Source organism: Sporacetigenium sp. TC11 (assembly GCF_058146105.1).
In genome coordinates, this window is record NZ_JBYVNY010000009.1 from 123,596 (window position 1) to 142,719 (window position 19,124).

Genomic DNA, 19,124 nt, shown 5'->3' on the forward strand with positions numbered 1-19,124 from the left:
CTAACTAAATATATTTTTTAATTCTTCTACACTTTCCTCAAAGGAACTTATATCATTTACCCCTTGTTTTAAGAAATCAACTATACTATCTTGATACTCTATAGCCATATCTATGTTTTTATTAGATCCTTTTGTATATGCTCCTATGCTTATCAAATCTTCTGCTTCTTTATATTCTGCTAACATATCCCTTGCCCTAGAAGCTACCATTTTGTGTTCATCTTCAGCTATTTCATTCATAAGTCTACTGACACTGTTTAGTACATCTATTGCTGGATAATGGTTCTTGTGAGCTAAAGCTCTTGATAAAACTATATGGCCATCTAATATCCCTCTAGTTGTATCTGCTATAGGTTCATTAAAGTCGTCTCCATCAACTAAAACTGTATAAAAAGCTGTTATTGATCCTTTATTAGATGTACCTGTTCTTTCCATAAGTTTTGGAAGCATAGCAAATACAGATGGTGTGTACCCTTTTTGTGCAGGTGGCTCTCCTATAGCTATACCTACTTCTCTTTGAGCCATTGCAAATCTTGTAACAGAGTCCATCATCATAATTACCTTTTTCCCTTGATCTCTAAAATACTCAGCTATTGCTGTTGCTGTAAGAGCTCCCTTTAACCTTATAAGAGGAGATTTATCTGATGTTACACATACTACGACTGACTTTTTCATTCCCTCTTCTCCCAGATCTCTTTCTATAAAATCTAGGACTTCTCTTCCTCTTTCACCTATTAGTGCTATTACATTTATATCTGCCTTAGCATTTCTTGCTATCATACCTAGGGTTGTACTTTTCCCAACCCCACTACCTGCAAATATGCCTATTCTTTGTCCTTCTCCACAAGTCATAAAGCCATCTATTGCCCTTACACCCGTATGCATTATATTCTTTATTCTTTTTCTTTTCATAGGATCTGGAGGTTCATTGTTCAAACTATATCTTTCTCCAAATAATATACTTGTTCCATCTATTGGATTTCCTATTCCATCTAATACTTTGCCTAATAGATCGTCACTACATCTTACACTTAATGGTATTCCCTTTGATATAACTCTACATCCTGGAGATATCCCCACCAAATCTCCTAATGGCATTAGTATTACTTCGTCATCTTTAAATCCAACGACTTCACAATCAATAGGACTGTTCATTTGGTTGTATACAACACATAACTCTCCAACGAAGGCCTTTATCCCTTCTACTTCCATGGTAAGTCCTATTATTTTTTTTACTATACCTTCAGATATAGTAAAATCTATATTATTTATTTTCTGTGATATTTTTTCAAAATCTATAGATATACTCATATTTTATTCTCCAAGTAACTCATCTCTTAATCTTTCAAAGCCACATTCTATTCCTATAGTTACTTTTCCATTATCTTTTTGTATAACAGCATTTCCTATGTCTATACTATCGTCTACTATCACAAATATATCTGAATTTATTGCTATTGTACTTTTCCAATTATCAATTTGATATTCAATACTCTCTTTGTATATAGAATTGCATTTAATTATAAATGTTTTACTTCTTTTATGTTCCTCGATTGTTTGTTTTAATAAGTTATTCATAGAGTCTTCATCTTTGAAGTGCTCTCTAAGCACAGATGAAGCAATATCTAATGCTATTCTTACTATATTTTTACTTTGTTCTTCCATATAATTAGCTACTTCTTTGTTTGCTTGAAATAATATATAGTCGGCTTGCTCTCTTATTGTTTTTGCTTCTTCTCTTGCCCTATCTATGTGTTCTTCGTAGGCTTCTTTATAACCATCTTCATATCCATTTTTTGTTCCTTGATTGTATCCTTCTATATAGCCCTTTTTTTCACTTTCTTGTATTCTTTCTTCAACATTGCTTAATATTTGTTCTTTCTTTTGCTCAGCCTCAGCAATAGCATTTTTAATTATATTTTCTGCCTCTATATTTGCATTATTTATAACTTCTATTTGTATGTCTGCAATTTCTTCTTGTTTTTTTGTATCTTCAGTGTTGTTTTCTAATATTTTCAAACTAACACTACCTTTATATATAGCTTTATCGCTTTTGATAACACTACATGATAAACTCATCTTCAGCGCTCCTTGTTATAGTTATTACTCCTTCTTCCTCTAGCTTTCTTATTACATTAACTATATTTTGTTGAGCTTCTTCTACTTGAGATATCTTTATTGGTCCTAATAGATCAATTTCTTCTTGTAATGCTTCAGCTGCTCTTCTAGATTGATTTCTATAAATAACTTCTGCAACTTGTACCCCTGCAGCTTTAAGAGCAAATGCAAGATCTTTTACGTTTACTTCTTTTAAGATTTTTTGTATCGATAAGTTATCAAGTTTAACAATATCTTCAAATACAAACATATTAGCTTTTATTTGATCTGCAAGTGTAAAGTCTCTTTCCTCTATACTAGTTATGATGCTCTTTTCAGTTTTTCTATCAACATTTACTAATATATCTACTAATGTATCTACTCCACCAGATGTTTCCATGTCTATCTTATCTGTCATGTCTATTTTCTTTTCTAGCGCTGCATCTATTGTTTTTATAACCGCTGGCGAAAGATTTGATATACTACCTATTTTTAGTGCGACTTCATGTTGTAATTTTTCAGGTAATTCAATTAATACTTGAGCAGCTTTTTCTGGTTGTATGTTAGCGAGTATAATAGCCATAGTTTGAGGGCTTTCATCATGTATTGCATGTAATATATGTTCTACATCTGCCTTTCTTGCTGACATAAAAGGCTTCGAATGTGCCTCGTATCTTATACCTTCTAATAGTTTGTTAGCCTTACTACTTCCTAATGCTCCACTTAATAGAGACGTCGCATACCCTATACCACCTTCAATTACATAGTCCTTAGCTTTGTTTATTTCTATAAATTCTTGAAGAATCTCTCTTCTTTCCCTTGATGAAATAAACCCTATATTTGCTATTTCTACACCTATTCTCTGTATCTGAGTTTCAGGTAGATCTTTTATTATAACTGAGGCTACTTCAGGTCCAAGTGTCATTAATAAAACAGCGGCTTTTTTTGACCCCAAAACTTTCTTATTGTTATTTAAATCTCCTAAGTCAAAAGCATTAGCAGTTTTAGTCTCTAGATTCATTAAATTATCACTCCTAATCACTTAACCATTTCTTTATTATTTCTGTTACTTGATCTGGTTTTTCTGTTGCATATATCTTAACTTCTTCTTCTAAAGTAAGCTCTTCATCATCTGCATCTATAAACTGTAATTTCTTTTCTTCTAATTCTTCTAGTTTTGCATTTATTAAGTCCATATTAGCTTGATCATCTTCTTCAAACTTAGATTTTCTTCTTTTACTAATAAACAATACTGCCCCTAGTATTATAATTAATACTGATGTAGCTATAATTACATAAGTCCCTATTTTAAATAATTTATCCATCTGTGCCTCTTTTTCCATTGCCTGTAATTCTTTTTCTCTTTCAGCTTTGGCCGCTGGATCAAATTCCATTGATACTACAGATATACTATCTCCTCTAGCAGTGTTCATACCTATAGCATTTGATACTAGGTCCTCAACATTCCTTGTAATTGGAGCACCTAAGTCACCATCTATTGCTACAGATGCTGTTATTCTTCTTACCTCTCCTGGAGCACTAATTATATTTGTCTCTGTTTTTCCTACTTCGTACTCTATTGTCTCTTCTTTACTTTGGTTTTTGCCTGCCCCATTATTTGCTGTATTGCTCATATTATTATCTACTAGCGATCCTCCATTAGAGTTATCTGTAGATGTATTTTCAGAACGTGTCTCTTTTTTGATAACCTTTTCTGGATCTATTTTTATTTGTGTTGTTTCTGTAGTGTCAAAATTAAGGTCTGTATTAACAGTTACTTTTACCTTTCCAGCGCCAAACATAGGCTCCAACATATCTACTATAGATTTTTTTAGCTGAGTATTTAGTTTAGATTCGGCTTGTTTTGTTTCATCTAAATTAGCTACATTTTGAGAATTATTTTGTTTATCTTCATCAAATATTCCCTCAGATAAAAGCCTCATATTTTGATCTACTACTTCTACGTTTTCCTTAGGTATGTCGTTTGTACTTCCAGATATCAGAGATACTATTGATTTAACCTGCGAGTTGGTTAAATTAGTTCCTGGTTTTAGTGTTATGTATACTGCTGCTTTTCCAGGTGTCGATTCCTTTACAAATACAGATTTCTCACCTTGGGTTATATGTACTCTAGCATTTTCTACTTGGGAAAAGCTTTTTATTGTCTTTTCAATTTCTCCTTGAATCATTCTTTGTTTCTTGATTTCAAATTCTTCATCTGTTAAACCTATAGAAGATCCTTCATCCATTAGTTCAAATCCTTTTGAACCGTTAGTTATAGTTGGTGAAAGTTCTAGTCTTAACTTATCTACCTCTTGTTTTGGTACATATATTGTATTGCCTTCTATTTTTGTATCTACTTTTCTAGATTCTAGTTCCTGTGATATACTTGCTGCATCCTTAGGGTCTAGGTTTGAAAATAAAACATCATACTTACTTTTCTGAACATACGTCGCTGTAAATATAGTGGCAAGTATAACAGCTATTGCTCCTACTCCAATTGCTATTTTTTTAGCATTGCTTAATGACTTGAGTTTTTCAACACTATTAAGCAAGAAAATTTTGACTTTTTCAATTATATTTTGTTGTTCCATTTATTTACTCCTTGCTTAAAAGACTATATTTGCACCTTGTTTATTTCTTGATATGCTTCAACAAACTTGTTTCTTACTTCAAGAAGTAATTGCATAGACATTTGTGCTTCTTGTGCTGATAGCATAACATCATGCATTGCTACGTTTTCTCCTTTTATAAAGCTTTGAACCATATTATCTGAATTTACTTGGGCCCCATTTACATTATTTATAGCTTGTTTAAATATATCCGAAAAATTTGAGTTTGATTGTTCTGTTACCTTATTGTCATTATTTATTAGCTTACTACTAATTTGAGCTACTTCAGTTATCTTCATTCCCTACCCCTACCTTCCGATTTCTAAAGCCTTAGATATCATATTTTTTTGAGCATTTAATGTATCTACATTAGATTCATAAGCTCTTGATGCAGCCATTAAATCTGACATTTCTACTAATATATCTACATTTGGATATTCTACATATCCTTTTTCATTTGCATCTGGATGTGATGGGTCATACACTTGCTTTAATGGTGATTTATCATCTTCTATAGCCGCAGCCTTTACCCCTAACATCCCTACTTTTTCATCAAAGTTTTCTTCAAATACTGCAACTTTACGTCTATATGCCTCTCCATTAGCTCCCCTTGTAGTACTCATATTGGCTATATTTGAAGATATTGTATCTATTCTAAGCCTTTCTGATGATAACCCACTTGTACTTATTCTCATCCCACTAAAAACACTCATTTAATTACCTCCCAGATATAACACTCTTTGTTATTGATATCTTACTGTTCGCTAAAGTTACTAATGCATTATATTGAAGACTTGTAGCTGCTTGATTTACCTTTTCTGTTTCCAAATCAACATTATTTCCATCTACTCTCATACTTGTTGAATTATCTACCTTTTCTTCTATTTTAGGTGTTGCACTATTTAATGTTTCTTCGAAACTTACATACCTTCTTTTGTAACCAGGTGTATTTATGTTTGCTATATTATGAGCTATAGCTTTGCTCCTTAAATCTGTAGCGCCTAGTCCTATTTTAATTAAATCGTATGTATTCATGACTACCTCCTTATATAAAAAAAACTACTCCGAAGGAATAGTTAAATACGAACGCACTTAAATAAAGATACATAAGTGATGTAAATTCTGCTCGGATGCAACTGGCTGACATAGTTATAATAACCGTAGTCCCTATAGCTTTGTGTCCCTAGATTTCTCTAGGTTTACCTATTTAATTTTTTAATTGTACAATTTTTTTACATTTTTTTACAAATAAGCACATTTTCTGACAATCTTATTTCTAATATATTAAATTATATACTATTTTTACCTTTTTTACTATGTATTAAGGTAAATTGTGACAAAATTTTCCATTTTATATGTACTAAAAAAGCTACTCAGAACGAGTAGCTTTAAACTCATTCGCAACTGGCTGACATAGTTTTACAACCTTAGTCCCTATAGTTTTGCGTCACTAGATTTCTCTAGGTTTGCCTATGTAATTTTTGTGTAAATATATTATAAATCCATTATACGTAATTTTTACAAATTTTAATAGGGTTTTTTAAAATTTTACATAAATTTCTTTTTTTCTGCAATAAAGTAAATTTAACAACTATAATAATTCTAACTAAATTGTATTTTAAATTTGATTTTTATATAAAAAAAGCATGCGCATGAATTTAAATTAGTTCATACTCATGCTCTTATTTTAAACTACTTAAGAATATCAATAACAATATCACTAATGATATTATTTTGAGAATTCATATATTTATATGGGTTTGTCAAAACAATTTCTTTTGTATATTTGATAATATCTAAATAATCTTTTGTATAGCTTTCTTTGTTTTTAATTTTAGATTTAACTCCTTCTATCATTTGCTCTAGTACAATTAAGTTGGATTTAGATTCAGATAATTTAGTTTTTATACTGGTTATTTCCCTCAAAGTATTATTTATAATATCGATAGTTTTATAATCAGCAGTATCTTTATCTAAGTATATATAATCTGTTTTATTTTCTTTATGTTCTCTATCATCGTCACCTTGAAAATCTTTTTTTATATCATCTATTTGCTTAACAAAGTCTTTAATTGCATTTTTATACTTAGAATTTTCTTTGCTTTCATTATTTATTGCTTGCATATAAACTTTTTTAGCTTGTTCAAGAGAATTTTCTATTTGACTTATCTTTAGTTCTTCAGATTGAATTAAAGATATTTTTTCTTGAATATTTCTCTGTTGATAATCCATACTATTGACTTGTATTCTAATATCGTTATACACACCGAGATTTATATTACTATTTTTATCTTTTTTTATATCCTTTTCATTATCTGTTTTTTTGTCCCCTGTCTCTAGCTTATTATCTTTATAATGTGATAGATTTGTTTCATATATTTTCAGATCGGATTTATTGTTTATTATCATATCAATAACTCCTCAATTATATTATATTTATGATAAAAATAAAGAGTAAAGCCAACGCTTTACTCTCTATATCTAATTAATTATCTTAATAACTGCATTACACCTTCTGGTTGTTGCTTAGCTTGCCCTATCATAGCTTGTGCTGCTTGATTTAATAAGTTTAATTTAGATAAGTTGACCATTTCTTTAGCTACATCTACATCTCTTATTCTTGATTCTGCTGCAGTTAAGTTTTCAGATGAAGTTGTTAAGTTAGAAGAAGTTGCTTCTAATCTATTTTGAGTAGCTCCTAAGCTTGCTCTGTTAGTACTTATGCTTTCTAAAATAACATCTACTGCATCTTGTGATGCTTGTGCAGTTGTAGTATCAGTTACTAATAAGTTTTGAACTCCTGCTGCTGCAGTCTCTAAATCAAACAAAGCTACAGTTCTTGTTTCAGCATTAGCTCCTGCTTGTATAGTTATTGAAGCATTAGTTCCATCTAAAAGAGCTTTTTCATTGAACTTAGTTTCTACTCCTATTTGTAATATTTCTTCACCTAACGCCTTTAATTCTGTTGCTATTTTAGTTTGGTCTGCTCCTGTTAATGTTCCATTTGCACCTTGTACTGTTAACTCTCTCATTCTTTGAGCTATGTTTCCAGCTTCTTCTAAAGCACCTTCTGCAGTTTGTACTAAAGATATACCATCTTGAGTATTTCTATTAGCTTGTTCCATACCTCTTATTTGCGATCTCATTTTTTCAGAGATTGCTAATCCTGCAGCGTCATCTCCAGCTTTAGTTATTCTAAGACCTGAAGATAATTTTTCCATAGAATTTCCTGATAATGCAGTGTTTTTAGTCATTTGGCTATGAGCTATCATAGCGTTCATATTAGTGTTTACTCTCATTTTTTGCACTCTCCTTAGTTTTTAATCGACATCCTTGTCTTATTTATAGATACTTGGCTCAAGTATCCTACATTATATATATCGGTAAGTTTCTTAAAAACTTTACACCTTTTTATTAAAAATATTTAATTTTTCTTTGCTTAAATTTGCATAAGTGTTATTAGCTTGTTTTGATATTCTATATTCCATAAGTTCATTCTTAGCCTCATGAACCTTGATATTAAATAAGTTTGATATTTCTTTTTCTATTTCTAATAAACCTTCTTTAATAGCTTTTTCTCTAAAAATGTTTATATCATATATATCTTTTAGAATATCTTCTCTTTTTTCTAAATTTTCATCTATAATATCTAATTTTTCATTTTTTAAGCTTTCCAGTAATTCTAGTGATATTTCTTTGTACAAATTGACTTTATTATTCATAATATCACCTACATCTGAGTTTGCTGTGATAAGTAACTCATCTGCGAATTAAATTTATTCATAGATGATTCTAATTTTGCAAACTTTTTATACAATTGCGTTTCTCTATCATCCATTTTTCTTTGCAAGGTCTTTATCACTTCTTCTTGTTTTCTTAATTGCTCCGAATATAAGTTCTTTAAAGAAGCAGCAGACTTATCCATACCAGCTTTTTTAACAAATATTGATGTTGAGCTTCCTGCATAATCATATACTACCTTTTTCATTTTCTCAAATACACCATTGTTACTATCTGTTAGAGCACTATAAACTTTGTCTCCACTTTCCCTTAATGCCTTTTCAAATTTTTCTGTATCTAATTTTATTTGACCTTGTTTATTATAGTCATCAGGAGATGTTATTCCCATTTCAGCTAAGGTGATTCCTGTATTTTGTAATGGACCAAAAACTGCTTCTTTTATACCATCCATAAACATTCTTAGTTCTTTATCATTCCTAAGAATACCTTGTTTAGACTTTTCTTCCCAATTTTTTATTTCATCCTCTTCCATTTCTTTTCTTTGAACATCTGTTAATGGGGGATAATCTGAGCTTTTCTTTTCTGTTACTAAGTCATATATTTTTTCTACTATCTTGTTATAGTCATCTATAAATGTTTTTACTTTATCAACTGTATTTTGAGCACTTACTTCTGACGTTAATATCGATTCTCCTAAACCATTTACGTTATATGCAATATTATCTATTGAGAATGAATTAGTTTCATTAGTTATTGTTTTTATAGTATTATTTAGACCATCATTTGACATTACTAAAACTTCTGAATTTGAACCTGATTTTTGTGTACTATCTATTCCTAAAAACAATAAATCATCCGACGGCGTTCCATCTATCCCTACAACTTGAATAGTACTAGTAATTCCTGTTTTTGTTCCTTGTAAAATAAATTCCCCCGTCATTTCACTAAATGATGCTTTTACTGAACCCGATGTACTATTATTTATCTTCGTTATTAAAGAATCTATTGTATCATTTGTATCTATAGTTATATCATTTGAGTATGTATTGTTTCCTAAACTTATTTTGAAAGTAGAAGCTACTCCAAGACCTAAATCCGCAAGAGTAGATGTTTTAGTTATTGCCTGCCCATTAGTTGCTTGTGAAACGCTTACCTTTGGAGGTTGTGCTAATTCATTAACTTTGAATTTATAGTTTATTTCATTAGCCCCTGCAACTGATGTTGCAGTTATTACGCTTGAGTTTGAGCTATTTATCTTAGTTGTTGAATAAGCTTTGCTGCTTAATATATAATCCTTTGATGTTGCCGAAAAATATTTATCATATAATCCCTTAACATCTTTAGTAACATTTCTATATATTTCTTGTTGCCACTTTATTATTTGTTCTTTTTGTTTTGCTTTATCTACCTTTGATTGTTCTCCAGTAAGCATTCCTTTTATCATGTTATCCGTATCCATACCTGTTGCTAATCCCGGTATTCTAATAGAACTAACACCTGACATCTAATCCCCCCTACTTCCCAGATTTTAATTTTTTATCTACTTCATGCCATATATCTCTGACTTCTTCAATAAGAGGTAATATGTTGTCTATTATTGCTATATCTTTTTTCATATTTGCCTTTACCAATTCACCTTTTATGAAATCATATATATTATACATATCCTCCATGTATGTTCCTACACTTTTATCCATAGTTACCATTAATTCGGTAAATATATCTTGAACTCTTATTAATTCTGTATGTGCTTTTGGTATATTTTTATCTATTATTGCAAGCCTTGCTATTTTAGTGTGTTTAACTGCTCCATCAACTAACATAAGTAAGAGTTGTTCCTTTGATGACATTTTTATTGAGTTTTGTTTGTATGTATTATATGGATTTGCTCCGTACATTTATTTCCCCCCAATCTTATATTTACTTGTTAAATAAATCTAAGATATCTATGTTTTTATTAATAGCTTCTTTATTTTCTTCTTTTACTTTTTCATATACTTCTTTTCTAAGTATAGTTATATCCTTTGGCGCTGATATAGCTATTTTTACACTTCCATCTTCAATTTTATTTATACTTATTTCTATATCATCACCTATTAATATTGATTCGCCTTTTTTTCTAGTTACTACTAGCATTATTTTTCACTCCTTAACAATGGTGTTTTTACTTCATATTTTTCATTTTGTAATATTTTTTGCTTTCCTAAACCATTGTTTACATTTATTATTAATGGAGCTTTCATATTTACTGTAGTTTTTTCTAATGTTTGTCCTAATGTTAGTATATTAAGAACCATTACATCTTTTGGCGAATTTATATTTAGTTCTTTTATAACATTATCACTTAAATTTATTTCATATTTATCATCTATATCGAAAGGAGATATTACTACAAATCCTAGTCCTTTTTCCTTTGTTGAATTTAGTTCCTTAAATATTGGATTGGATTGCAAATCTTTTAGTTCATATTCTTTTATATCTTCAAATCCAAGTATTCCCTTTTCAAAAGTAATTTTCATATTTTGTACCTACCTTAAGAAATCTAGTAAAGTTGGCTGTATTATTTTTGCACCTGCTTGAAGAGATGCTGAGTAAGTCATTTGGGCTTGAGTTAACTCTATATATTTTTGCATAATATCAACATCTTGTTTTTGAGATAATTCACCCTTCATAGTCAGTATATTTTCTTCATTTTTTTCTCTCATTACATCAATAGTACTTGTTTTAGCTCCTGTAACTGCTCTAGCATCTACTATATCTGATATGAAAGAATCCATATTTGCTATTAGTTTTCTTAGTTTTTCTTGATCACCATCAACAAAAGCTTTTGATATATCATTTAATGAATTTATATTTACTTGTCCATTAAAATCTTTAAAATTTACATTGTAATTTATACTTATACCTGGAGATAATTCGACTTCCATTTCTTCATCTAATTTTGATGGATCACTATGTTTTGAATTTATTTGTATAGTAACAGAGCCATCACTGTTTTCTATTGTTTCAAAAGGCTTTTCGTCTGTAATGGTTCCTCCAAATATATGTTTTCCTCCATAAGAAAGATTTAAAACTTGTCCAGCTTCCTTTATAAGTTCATTTACTTTTTTCTCTATGGATTTTACCTCGTCTGGTCCATTAGTTCCAGTAGCTGCCTGCGATAAAGCTTCTTTTAGTTCCATAGATATACTTCCTAATTCATTTAACGCACTATCTGTAGATTCTAAAAAACCTTTAATTTCATCACAGTTATAATTGTATTTATCCATTCCTTCTATTTCACTTTGAAGGTTAATTATTTTTACAGCTTTAAATGGATCATCTGATAATCGGTTTATCTGCTTACTTGTATCCATTTGAAGATTTAATTTATCTAATCTTTGTAAGTTAGTTTGTAAGTTATTAAGATGGCTATTTGCCATCATCGAATTAGTTACTCTCATTAAGACGCCCCCATTATTTTTATCTTATTAACCCGTTAACTACTATATCTAATAAAGAATCTACGGTAGACAATACTTTTGCATTTGCACCATAAGAGTGTTGTAATTGTATAAGATTCACCATTTCTTCATCTAGAGAAACTCCTGTTACACTAGTTCTAGATGCATCTATATTATTAATTAAATTTCTTTGATTTTGTTCATTTCTTATAGCTTCCTTCGATTTAAGTCCTATATCTTCTAATATATTATTATACATACTTCTTACTGATTTATCTAAAGTTCCATCTCCATCTAGATCTATTTTTTCATCTTTTGAATTTGCTATTAGATTTGCCTTGTTAGATGTTATATTTAACTTAGTAGCATCTAATTCTAAGTCTTCATGTACTTTTATTAATGGTTTTGCATTTGAGTCAAATACAAAAAATTCACTCCCATAAATGTTATTTACTTTTTCAGTCATTGTTTGTGCAAAACTTTTTAATTCTTCTTTTATATTGTTTATATCTTGCTTTATTTCTTTGTATCCCTGTAATTCCCCTGATAGGGTTTTGCTTGGGACATCCATAGCAGCATTTATTTGTTTTTTAACTTCTTCTCTTAATTTCATTAAATCTATTTTTCCATTTGAATCTTTGCTTAAGTTAACTGCATCTTCTAACATCTTTTGATTATCGGTGTCTTGGATATTTAATTTGAAACTTAAATCATCTAACAATTTATCTTTTTTATCTAGATAATCATTAGGAGTTTTACCTGCTCCTTCAACTATCTTTATGTTTTTGTTTAGATCTTCTAGCTCAGCTAATATATTAGCAATATCACTTGATATTCTATCTACTTCTCCTTGTATAGTACCTTCAAGGTTGTCCATCCTTTTATAAGTTTCACTTATCGTTCCTGCTAGGGACTTTCCACTTTCTATTACTATATTTTTAGCACTTGGATTGTTAGGATCTTTGGCTAATTCTTGCCAATTGCTAAAAAACTTGTTCATAGATGATGATATTCCTGTATCCGATGGTTCATTGAATATATTTTCTGCGTTTTTATAATACTCATATTCCACTGTATATTGTCCTTGTTTATGTGACTCGCTTCTATATTGAAAGTCATAAAATGTATTTCTTATTCTCTCTATATCTGTTACCTCTACACCAGTTCCAATTTGCCCTGCTCCTATGCTGTTAGTATAACTCGGGTTAGTATATGGGCTAGAAGTACTAGTGACAGTTCTTTGTCTTGAATATCCTGGTGTGTTTACATTAGCTATATTGTGAGATGTTGTTTGAATTGCTTGTTGTTGCGTTCTCATACCACTATTAGCAGTGTACAATGTTCCAAATAATCCTGGCATTTTAGTCCTCCACTATTTTTTTATTTGTCCGTATGCATTATATGTATTTGGGATTTTGTTGTTTGGTTTTATAAAACTTATCATCTTTTTTGTGAAAAATAGTTCTTGTCTTATCAAAATATTGTTAGTCTCTTTTTGAAGTTCTGCCATTTTTATTGTAGATACTATATCTTTATAAGCTTCTTTAAGGTGTTCATCATTACTTTCTTCTACAATTGACTTCATTGATTTATCCTCACTTATAATAGCTCTTCTTTTCATTTCAACAGAAGCTAATTCTCTACTTAAATTTTCTAAATCCTTTACTATATCATTAAGTTTTTTTATATCTTTATCTAAAATATATTTATACTGCTCATCTAATAAATTTAACATCTTGGATAATATATTTTTTTCTTCATAAATTATCACTTTTAAGTCAGTTATCATAAAGGGTTATCCTTTCGTTTTTTCTAATATCTTTTTCGCCAATTCTTTTGAGTCTATATTATAGGTTCCATTTTCTATCATACTCTTTATTTTATTAACTTTATCTATATTAACGTCTTTGTCTGCATTTTTAGATATACTTGATAAATGCTTTCCAATAGATGATATTTCTACTTTATCTGCTTTCTCTACAGGTTTTTGAGTTTTTATATTGTTGACACTCTTTGTGTAGTTATTTATAGCAAAATTTGAATTTACACTTTTAATATTCATAAAATCCTCCTACACTTATATATTATTTTTATTATCGGACAATAGCCAAAAATATTTAGTTATATAAACAAAAAAGTGAGGTATATTTACCTCACATTATTTAATATTACTACTCTAGTTGCTCTCAGTTTCTTGAACCTTAGTTAGCCTTATTGCTATTTTATCATCTATAATAACACTTTCTCCATAAGCTACTTTTGTATTATTCATATATATATCTAGCTGTTCATCTATTAGCTTATCTAAAACTATTACAGATCCTTCTTTTAAATTTAATATATTTTCTATACTTTCTCTTGCCTGCCCTATAGATACAGCTATTGATAGCTCTGATTTCATTATAAAATTTGCTGCATCTATATATGATTTTTCCTGAGGCTCAAGTTGTTCAAATACAACATCATAAATTTCTTCCATAATCTATCCTCCGTTTCTATTTATATATATCTATTAAAAGTCCTTGTATTTCATCTATGGTAGATGCTACATTTATAACTCCTTTTTGCTCGTTTAATATATCCGTCGTCAATTCTTCAAGTTTTGAATTTACAATGTCAACAGTAGTAAAATACTGAGTTTCCCAAAATCCCATGTTTTTATCAAGAGAATACATATGTTCTACAACTGACTTTAAATACTCTTTTATAGAGTTCTTATATGATTTCACGTCAGCATAAGTTTGGGTAAGTACAAGTCTATTTCCCTTTTTCTTTATTTCATCTATGTATTGTTTTATTTCATCTATACTTTTAGATCTTTTAGACATATTCATAGTATCTGAGAAACTAGACTTTGATTTATTATTTGTAATCTCTATACCTATGTTTGTATTTATCTTCGTACTATTTATTTTCATATGTTATTAACCCCTATAATAACTCATCACTTTAGGAACATAGTTTTGAGTTTCTTTTGGCATTTTATATAATTCACTTGGAGAATTTACTCCTCTTTTTTTCATAGTTCCTGGACCTGCATTATATGCCATTAATCCCATTTCTATGTTTCCATCAAATTTATCTAAGTATTGCTTTAATAATTTTGTTCCAGCTTCTATATTTTGTTCTATATTAAATGGATCTGTTATCCCTAGTGATTTAAAGTTAAAAGGCATAATTTGCATAAGTCCTTTAGCACCAGCAGATGATACAGCATTAGGATTAAATGTTGATTCCTTTTTTATTATAGCTTTTATTAAATTTTCATCTATCCCATATTTTTGAGCTGAATTTTTTACTGCAATATCTATTCTTGTATCTGTATTTTTATTATCTGATGGTATAGATACTTCATTTGAAATATTTTTATAATCTATTTTATTATTTAAGTTTGATACAACATTATTATTTAGAAATTCTCCTATGTCCTCAAAATTTGTCAAAGGAGTATCAGTATAGCTTGTATTATTAGAAATAGAATCTAATAAACTATACATAATAATATCAAAAACTCCTGAATCATCTGTTTTACTTTTCATCATATTTGATATTAAAGCTAACTTCATTATATTTTGTATATTTTCTACTGCCATGTTTTGACTTCTCCTTTTAAAATTTATCCTATATACATTATCGCATATTTATTAAATATCTTTAAGTAAAATTTAAGCTAACTAAATATTTTCATAAAAGAAAATGCACCGAGAAAAATTATATTTTAAATTTTAGTAAAATTTATTAAGTAAAGCATTTGATTTGCCGATATCTAATTAGGAAACAAAATTAAAGGAGAATCATTGTATGAAAAATAATATCTTACTTATTGAAGACGATATAATAACTTCAAAACTTCTTAAACAGACTTTAGAAGATAATAGCTTCCTTTTTCATTTCGTAGATAATGGGAAAAAAGCATTAGCATATCTAAATGAACAAGAAATTGATATTATATTAATGGGTTTGAGTCTTCCTGATATCCCTGGATTTGAACTTCTTAGAATGATAAAAAACAATTCATCATATCAGCACATACCTATAATTATAATTACTAGTAATACAGATAAATTAGATACTATTTTGGCATTAGAAATTGGAGCTGATGATTATATAATAAAACCATTTCATCAAAGAGAACTTATCGCTAGAATAAATGTAATTCTTAGAAGATATAAATTAAACTCTAAAAATCCTATTAATACTCTTATTTTTGGCAATTTGAAAATTGATATCGATACTAGAAAAGTAAATTTATTTAATAAAAATATCGACCTTACTTTTAAAGAATTTGAAATTCTTTCTCTTTTATCTAGTACACCAGGCAAAGTATTTTCTAGAGATGAAATAATTAATACTATTTGGGGGTATGAATACATAACAACAACTAGAGCTGTAGATATGCATATTGCTTCTCTTCGAAAAAAAATATGCGATACAAAACAAGAAAATTCATATATCGAAACTGTTAGAGGTGTTGGTTATAGATTTAGAAAATAGGCTGCAATTCAAAATCTCAGCCTATTTTTTATGTTTTGTCTTAAACATAAAAAGAGATAGAGAGAATTCTCCCTACCTAACAGTATAATCCAATTCTATCTTCAGTAAATTTATTAAAAAATATTTCTATTTCATTTACTGGAAGTGGCTTGCTATATATGTATCCTTGCCCTCTATTGCAATTTTTCTCTTTAAGAATATCTAGTTCTTTTTTATTTTCTATACCTTCTGCTATAACGTCCATTCCTATGTTTTGTGCTATATGTATAATACCTTCTACAATAGCTGTTTTTTTAGGTGACATAAATAAATCCTGTACAAAAGACCTATCAATTTTAATAGTATCTATCGGAAACTTATTCAAATAAATCAATGATGAATACCCTGTTCCAAAATCATCTAGAGATATTTTAATTCCCATATTTTTTATTTCTGTTAATATCTTTTGAACCTCTTTAGTAGATTCAATTAGTATGCTTTCTGTAATCTCAAATTCAATTAAAGACGGATCAATATTAGTTTCATTAATTATCTTTTTTATGCTATTTAAGAAACCTTTATATTGCAATTGTATAGCCGATATATTTATAGACGTCTTAATATTAAAACTATCATTCTGCCATTTTTTAGCTTGTATGCATACTTCTCTTAATATCCATTCTCCTATTTCAATAATGATTCCTGTTTCTTCTGCAATTGATATGAATTTATCTGGTTGCATATATCCATATTTAGGAGAATTCCATCTTAAAAGAGCTTCTACCCCATAAATCTTACTTGTTATCATATCTACTTGCGGTTGATAATATATAAGAAATTCATTGTTTTTTAATGCATTTCTCAACCTTTTTTCTATTTCCTTTTTTTCAATCATCTCTTTATATATGTTGTCTTGGAAAAAATAGCATTTATTTCTACCTAATTCTTTTGCTTTGTGCATTGCAATTTTAGCTTTATTAATTAATTCCTTTGCACTATATCCATTGTCTCGATAAATACTTATTCCTACACTAACGCTATTATAAATATCACTACTTTCTAATTCTCTTAGTCGGACAAACTTTTTTATCTTTCGTTCTACGTTATTTTTAAAATAATCTGAATCCTCTATATCATATATGCATAATAAATATTTATTTTCACTAACCCTATGCAGTATACCTTTATTTTCCATATATTCTTCCAATTGTTTAAAAAGTATTTCTAAGAACTCATCTATATAATTAAAGCTTAAACTATAATCTGTATTATTAAATCGATCTGAATCAATAAATAAAAGAGCCATCCCCTTAGAATTTTTTGTACATTTCTTAATCTGCTTATTTAATTTTTCTTCAAAAACATTTAGGTTAGAAATTACTGTTAGCTTATTATGAGTTAGTTCTTTAAATTCAAAAATGTTTGCTAAACTTGATGTTCCACTATCCATATTACTCACCTATATCCCCTTAAGTATTTACATTTTAATTATATAATAGCTTTGTAAATTTAATTGCGTTGATTGTAAAGTTTTGGTAAATTACTGTATTATTTTAACTTTTACTGCAATATTTTGTAAAATGGTGTCTAGCTTTCTATAAAATCAAATGATTATATTTTATATCGGGCATATTCTATACATTATTAAAGGCGATATATGTTGAGTTTATAATTTCGTTAAATATAAAAAAGTCATGTAAATAGTTTACCTATCTACATGACCATCTAAATTATTAATTTGGCTTATAACCTCTCCACATCATTTTCATTCTATCTCTATAATAACCTAACCTTGCTTCACTTAAATCATCTTTTATCATCTCTTCTTCACATCTTTTGCAGATATAACTTCCTAATATATTTAAACCACCATCTCTAGTTTCATTACACATAGAACATAATCTACTATCGCTCATATTTACATGCATGTTTTTGACCCCCTTTAAAATTAATTCTAATTTGATTATGTCCATATTATTATTATATATACAATTATCTATATAAAATAATAATCTACTTCTCATAATCAAAAAGCCACTGGATTGTCCAGTGGCCTTTATGATTCATTTGTTACTTTTCAACTACTTCATCATCGCCTATTTTAGCTAATGTAAACGCTGAATATATACCTGCTAAACCAACTACAGCATATATTAATCTACTTAACCAAGCATAAGTTCCACCAAATAATGAACCTATTAGGTCAAATCCAAAGAATCCTATCCAACCCCAGTTAAGGGCACCTATAACTACTAATAATAAACCAAGCTTTCTCATATGAGTTCACTCCTTAATAAAAAAATTTTGGTGTACTCTTATTATGTGTAAATGAAGATAAAACATATTATAGAGATTTATCCATATTAGTAATTTTTTGGAAATATAAAAAAGACTTATCTAAAGTCTCTTTTTATTATTATTTTAGATTTTTTTATATTTTATAACTCTAACTTTTTAAATTTTAAATTTGCTTTGCTCATGTCATCAACGGCCTTGAAGAACAGGTCCGTTGCTCAAATTTATATATTGTAAATTATAATTTCCTGCCAACTAAAAAAAGAAGCGTATATACGCTTCTTTTTCAAATGGCTACGTCCTACTCTCCCAGGCAGCTTCCCACCAAGTACCATCGGCGCTAAAGAGCTTAACTTCTGTGTTCGGAATGGGAACAGGTGTATCCTCTTTGCTATTGTAACCACATTATATTGAAATTGCTAGCAATTTCAAAACTAAACAGCATATTAATGGTCAAGTCCTC

General features: G+C 28.9%; 25 protein-coding genes, 1 rRNA gene and 2 riboswitches. Of the genes, 1 reads left to right on the forward strand and 25 read right to left on the reverse strand.

The features are described 5' to 3' along the window. The 21 genes from fliI to ACUSRV_RS13245 form a co-directional block, all read right to left on the reverse strand. A complete protein-coding gene (gene fliI / locus ACUSRV_RS13145) occupies nt 1–1,311 on the reverse strand; it encodes a flagellar protein export ATPase FliI (protein WP_490142430.1) in 1,311 nt (436 codons plus the stop codon). Between the two features lie 3 nt (nt 1,312–1,314). Continuing rightward, nucleotides 1,315–2,079: a FliH/SctL family protein gene (locus ACUSRV_RS13150; protein ID WP_490142431.1), complete on the reverse strand. Its 765-nt coding sequence runs from the start codon at nt 2,077–2,079 to the stop codon at nt 1,315–1,317. Further along, nucleotides 2,063–3,118, reverse strand: a complete 1,056-nt coding sequence (gene fliG / locus ACUSRV_RS13155; RefSeq protein WP_490142432.1) for a flagellar motor switch protein FliG — start codon at nt 3,116–3,118, stop codon at nt 2,063–2,065. The genes ACUSRV_RS13150 and fliG overlap by 17 nt, the downstream gene beginning before the upstream one ends. Nucleotides 3,119–3,131: 13 nt before the next feature. Beyond that, nucleotides 3,132–4,691, reverse strand: a complete 1,560-nt coding sequence (gene fliF, locus ACUSRV_RS13160) for a flagellar basal-body MS-ring/collar protein FliF (protein WP_490142433.1) — start codon at nt 4,689–4,691, stop codon at nt 3,132–3,134. A gap of 23 nt (nt 4,692–4,714) precedes the next feature. Then, nucleotides 4,715–5,008, reverse strand: coding sequence for a flagellar hook-basal body complex protein FliE (gene fliE / locus ACUSRV_RS13165; RefSeq protein ID WP_490142434.1), 294 nt, complete (start codon nt 5,006–5,008; stop codon nt 4,715–4,717). Between the two features lie 9 nt (nt 5,009–5,017). After that, complete coding sequence (flgC, locus tag ACUSRV_RS13170) at nt 5,018–5,422, reverse strand: flagellar basal body rod protein FlgC (protein ID WP_490142435.1); 405 nt, start codon at nt 5,420–5,422, stop codon at nt 5,018–5,020. A 4-nt stretch (nt 5,423–5,426) separates the two neighbouring features. Further along, nucleotides 5,427–5,744, reverse strand: coding sequence for a flagellar basal body protein (locus ACUSRV_RS13175; RefSeq protein ID WP_490142436.1), 318 nt, complete (start codon nt 5,742–5,744; stop codon nt 5,427–5,429). A gap of 93 nt (nt 5,745–5,837) precedes the next feature. Beyond that, nucleotides 5,838–5,923, reverse strand: a riboswitch (cyclic di-GMP riboswitch). A 182-nt stretch (nt 5,924–6,105) separates the two neighbouring features. After that, a riboswitch (cyclic di-GMP riboswitch) is annotated at nt 6,106–6,190 on the reverse strand. A gap of 211 nt (nt 6,191–6,401) precedes the next feature. After that, nucleotides 6,402–7,118, reverse strand: a complete 717-nt coding sequence (locus tag ACUSRV_RS13180) for a hypothetical protein (RefSeq protein ID WP_490142437.1) — start codon at nt 7,116–7,118, stop codon at nt 6,402–6,404. An 80-nt stretch (nt 7,119–7,198) separates the two neighbouring features. Further along, nucleotides 7,199–8,008 carry a flagellin N-terminal helical domain-containing protein gene (locus tag ACUSRV_RS13185; protein ID WP_490142438.1) on the reverse strand — a complete coding sequence of 270 codons (810 nt, stop codon included), beginning with the start codon at nt 8,006–8,008 and terminating at the stop codon, nt 7,199–7,201. A gap of 102 nt (nt 8,009–8,110) precedes the next feature. Further along, nucleotides 8,111–8,431, reverse strand: coding sequence for a flagellar protein FliT (gene fliT / locus ACUSRV_RS13190; protein WP_490142439.1), 321 nt, complete (start codon nt 8,429–8,431; stop codon nt 8,111–8,113). A gap of 8 nt (nt 8,432–8,439) precedes the next feature. After that, on the reverse strand, nt 8,440–9,954 hold the full coding sequence (gene fliD / locus ACUSRV_RS13195) for a flagellar filament capping protein FliD (protein WP_490142440.1): 1,515 nt from the start codon (nt 9,952–9,954) through the stop codon (nt 8,440–8,442). A 10-nt stretch (nt 9,955–9,964) separates the two neighbouring features. Then, a complete protein-coding gene (gene fliS / locus ACUSRV_RS13200; protein ID WP_490142441.1) occupies nt 9,965–10,348 on the reverse strand; it encodes a flagellar export chaperone FliS in 384 nt (127 codons plus the stop codon). A gap of 22 nt (nt 10,349–10,370) precedes the next feature. Continuing rightward, complete coding sequence (gene csrA, locus ACUSRV_RS13205; protein ID WP_490142442.1) at nt 10,371–10,586, reverse strand: carbon storage regulator CsrA; 216 nt, start codon at nt 10,584–10,586, stop codon at nt 10,371–10,373. Next, nucleotides 10,586–10,969: a flagellar assembly protein FliW gene (gene fliW / locus ACUSRV_RS13210; protein WP_490142443.1), complete on the reverse strand. Its 384-nt coding sequence runs from the start codon at nt 10,967–10,969 to the stop codon at nt 10,586–10,588. The genes csrA and fliW overlap by 1 nt, the downstream gene beginning before the upstream one ends. A gap of 9 nt (nt 10,970–10,978) precedes the next feature. Next, nucleotides 10,979–11,893: a flagellar hook-associated protein FlgL gene (flgL, locus tag ACUSRV_RS13215; RefSeq protein ID WP_490142444.1), complete on the reverse strand. Its 915-nt coding sequence runs from the start codon at nt 11,891–11,893 to the stop codon at nt 10,979–10,981. Between the two features lie 19 nt (nt 11,894–11,912). Then, nucleotides 11,913–13,253 (reverse strand): flagellar hook-associated protein FlgK, encoded by a 1,341-nt coding sequence (gene flgK, locus ACUSRV_RS13220; RefSeq protein WP_490142445.1) that lies wholly within the window; start codon nt 13,251–13,253, stop codon nt 11,913–11,915. Between the two features lie 12 nt (nt 13,254–13,265). Further along, entirely contained in the window at nt 13,266–13,682 is a 417-nt protein-coding gene (locus tag ACUSRV_RS13225) for a flagellar protein FlgN (RefSeq protein ID WP_490142446.1), read from the reverse strand. 6 nt (nt 13,683–13,688) lie between these two features. Then, on the reverse strand, nt 13,689–13,955 hold the full coding sequence (gene flgM / locus ACUSRV_RS13230; protein ID WP_490142447.1) for a flagellar biosynthesis anti-sigma factor FlgM: 267 nt from the start codon (nt 13,953–13,955) through the stop codon (nt 13,689–13,691). Between the two features lie 114 nt (nt 13,956–14,069). Continuing rightward, entirely contained in the window at nt 14,070–14,372 is a 303-nt protein-coding gene (locus tag ACUSRV_RS13235; RefSeq protein ID WP_490142448.1) for a FliM/FliN family flagellar motor switch protein, read from the reverse strand. A 16-nt stretch (nt 14,373–14,388) separates the two neighbouring features. Next, entirely contained in the window at nt 14,389–14,811 is a 423-nt protein-coding gene (locus ACUSRV_RS13240) for a YaaR family protein (protein ID WP_490142449.1), read from the reverse strand. 6 nt (nt 14,812–14,817) lie between these two features. Then, the gene (locus tag ACUSRV_RS13245; RefSeq protein WP_490142450.1) at nt 14,818–15,486 is read right to left on the reverse strand and encodes a lytic transglycosylase domain-containing protein; all 669 of its coding nucleotides are present in this window, start codon (nt 15,484–15,486) and stop codon (nt 14,818–14,820) included. 208 nt (nt 15,487–15,694) lie between these two features. Here ACUSRV_RS13245 and ACUSRV_RS13250 point away from each other — a divergent pair, with 208 nt between their 5' ends. Further along, nucleotides 15,695–16,387 carry a response regulator transcription factor gene (locus tag ACUSRV_RS13250; protein ID WP_490142451.1) on the forward strand — a complete coding sequence of 231 codons (693 nt, stop codon included), beginning with the start codon at nt 15,695–15,697 and terminating at the stop codon, nt 16,385–16,387. Between the two features lie 76 nt (nt 16,388–16,463). Here ACUSRV_RS13250 and ACUSRV_RS13255 read toward each other — a convergent pair whose 3' ends face one another. The 4 genes from ACUSRV_RS13255 to rrf all read right to left on the reverse strand — a co-directional run bounded on the left by ACUSRV_RS13255 (nt 16,464) and on the right by rrf (nt 19,066). Beyond that, complete coding sequence (locus ACUSRV_RS13255; protein WP_490142454.1) at nt 16,464–17,816, reverse strand: putative bifunctional diguanylate cyclase/phosphodiesterase; 1,353 nt, start codon at nt 17,814–17,816, stop codon at nt 16,464–16,466. A 283-nt stretch (nt 17,817–18,099) separates the two neighbouring features. Continuing rightward, nucleotides 18,100–18,294, reverse strand: coding sequence for a sigma factor G inhibitor Gin (locus ACUSRV_RS13260; protein WP_490142452.1), 195 nt, complete (start codon nt 18,292–18,294; stop codon nt 18,100–18,102). Nucleotides 18,295–18,436: 142 nt separating this feature from the next. Continuing rightward, complete coding sequence (locus tag ACUSRV_RS13265) at nt 18,437–18,643, reverse strand: DUF378 domain-containing protein (RefSeq protein WP_490142453.1); 207 nt, start codon at nt 18,641–18,643, stop codon at nt 18,437–18,439. A 306-nt stretch (nt 18,644–18,949) separates the two neighbouring features. Beyond that, nucleotides 18,950–19,066, reverse strand: a 5S ribosomal RNA gene (gene rrf, locus ACUSRV_RS13270). Between the last annotated feature and the right edge of the window lie 58 nt (nt 19,067–19,124).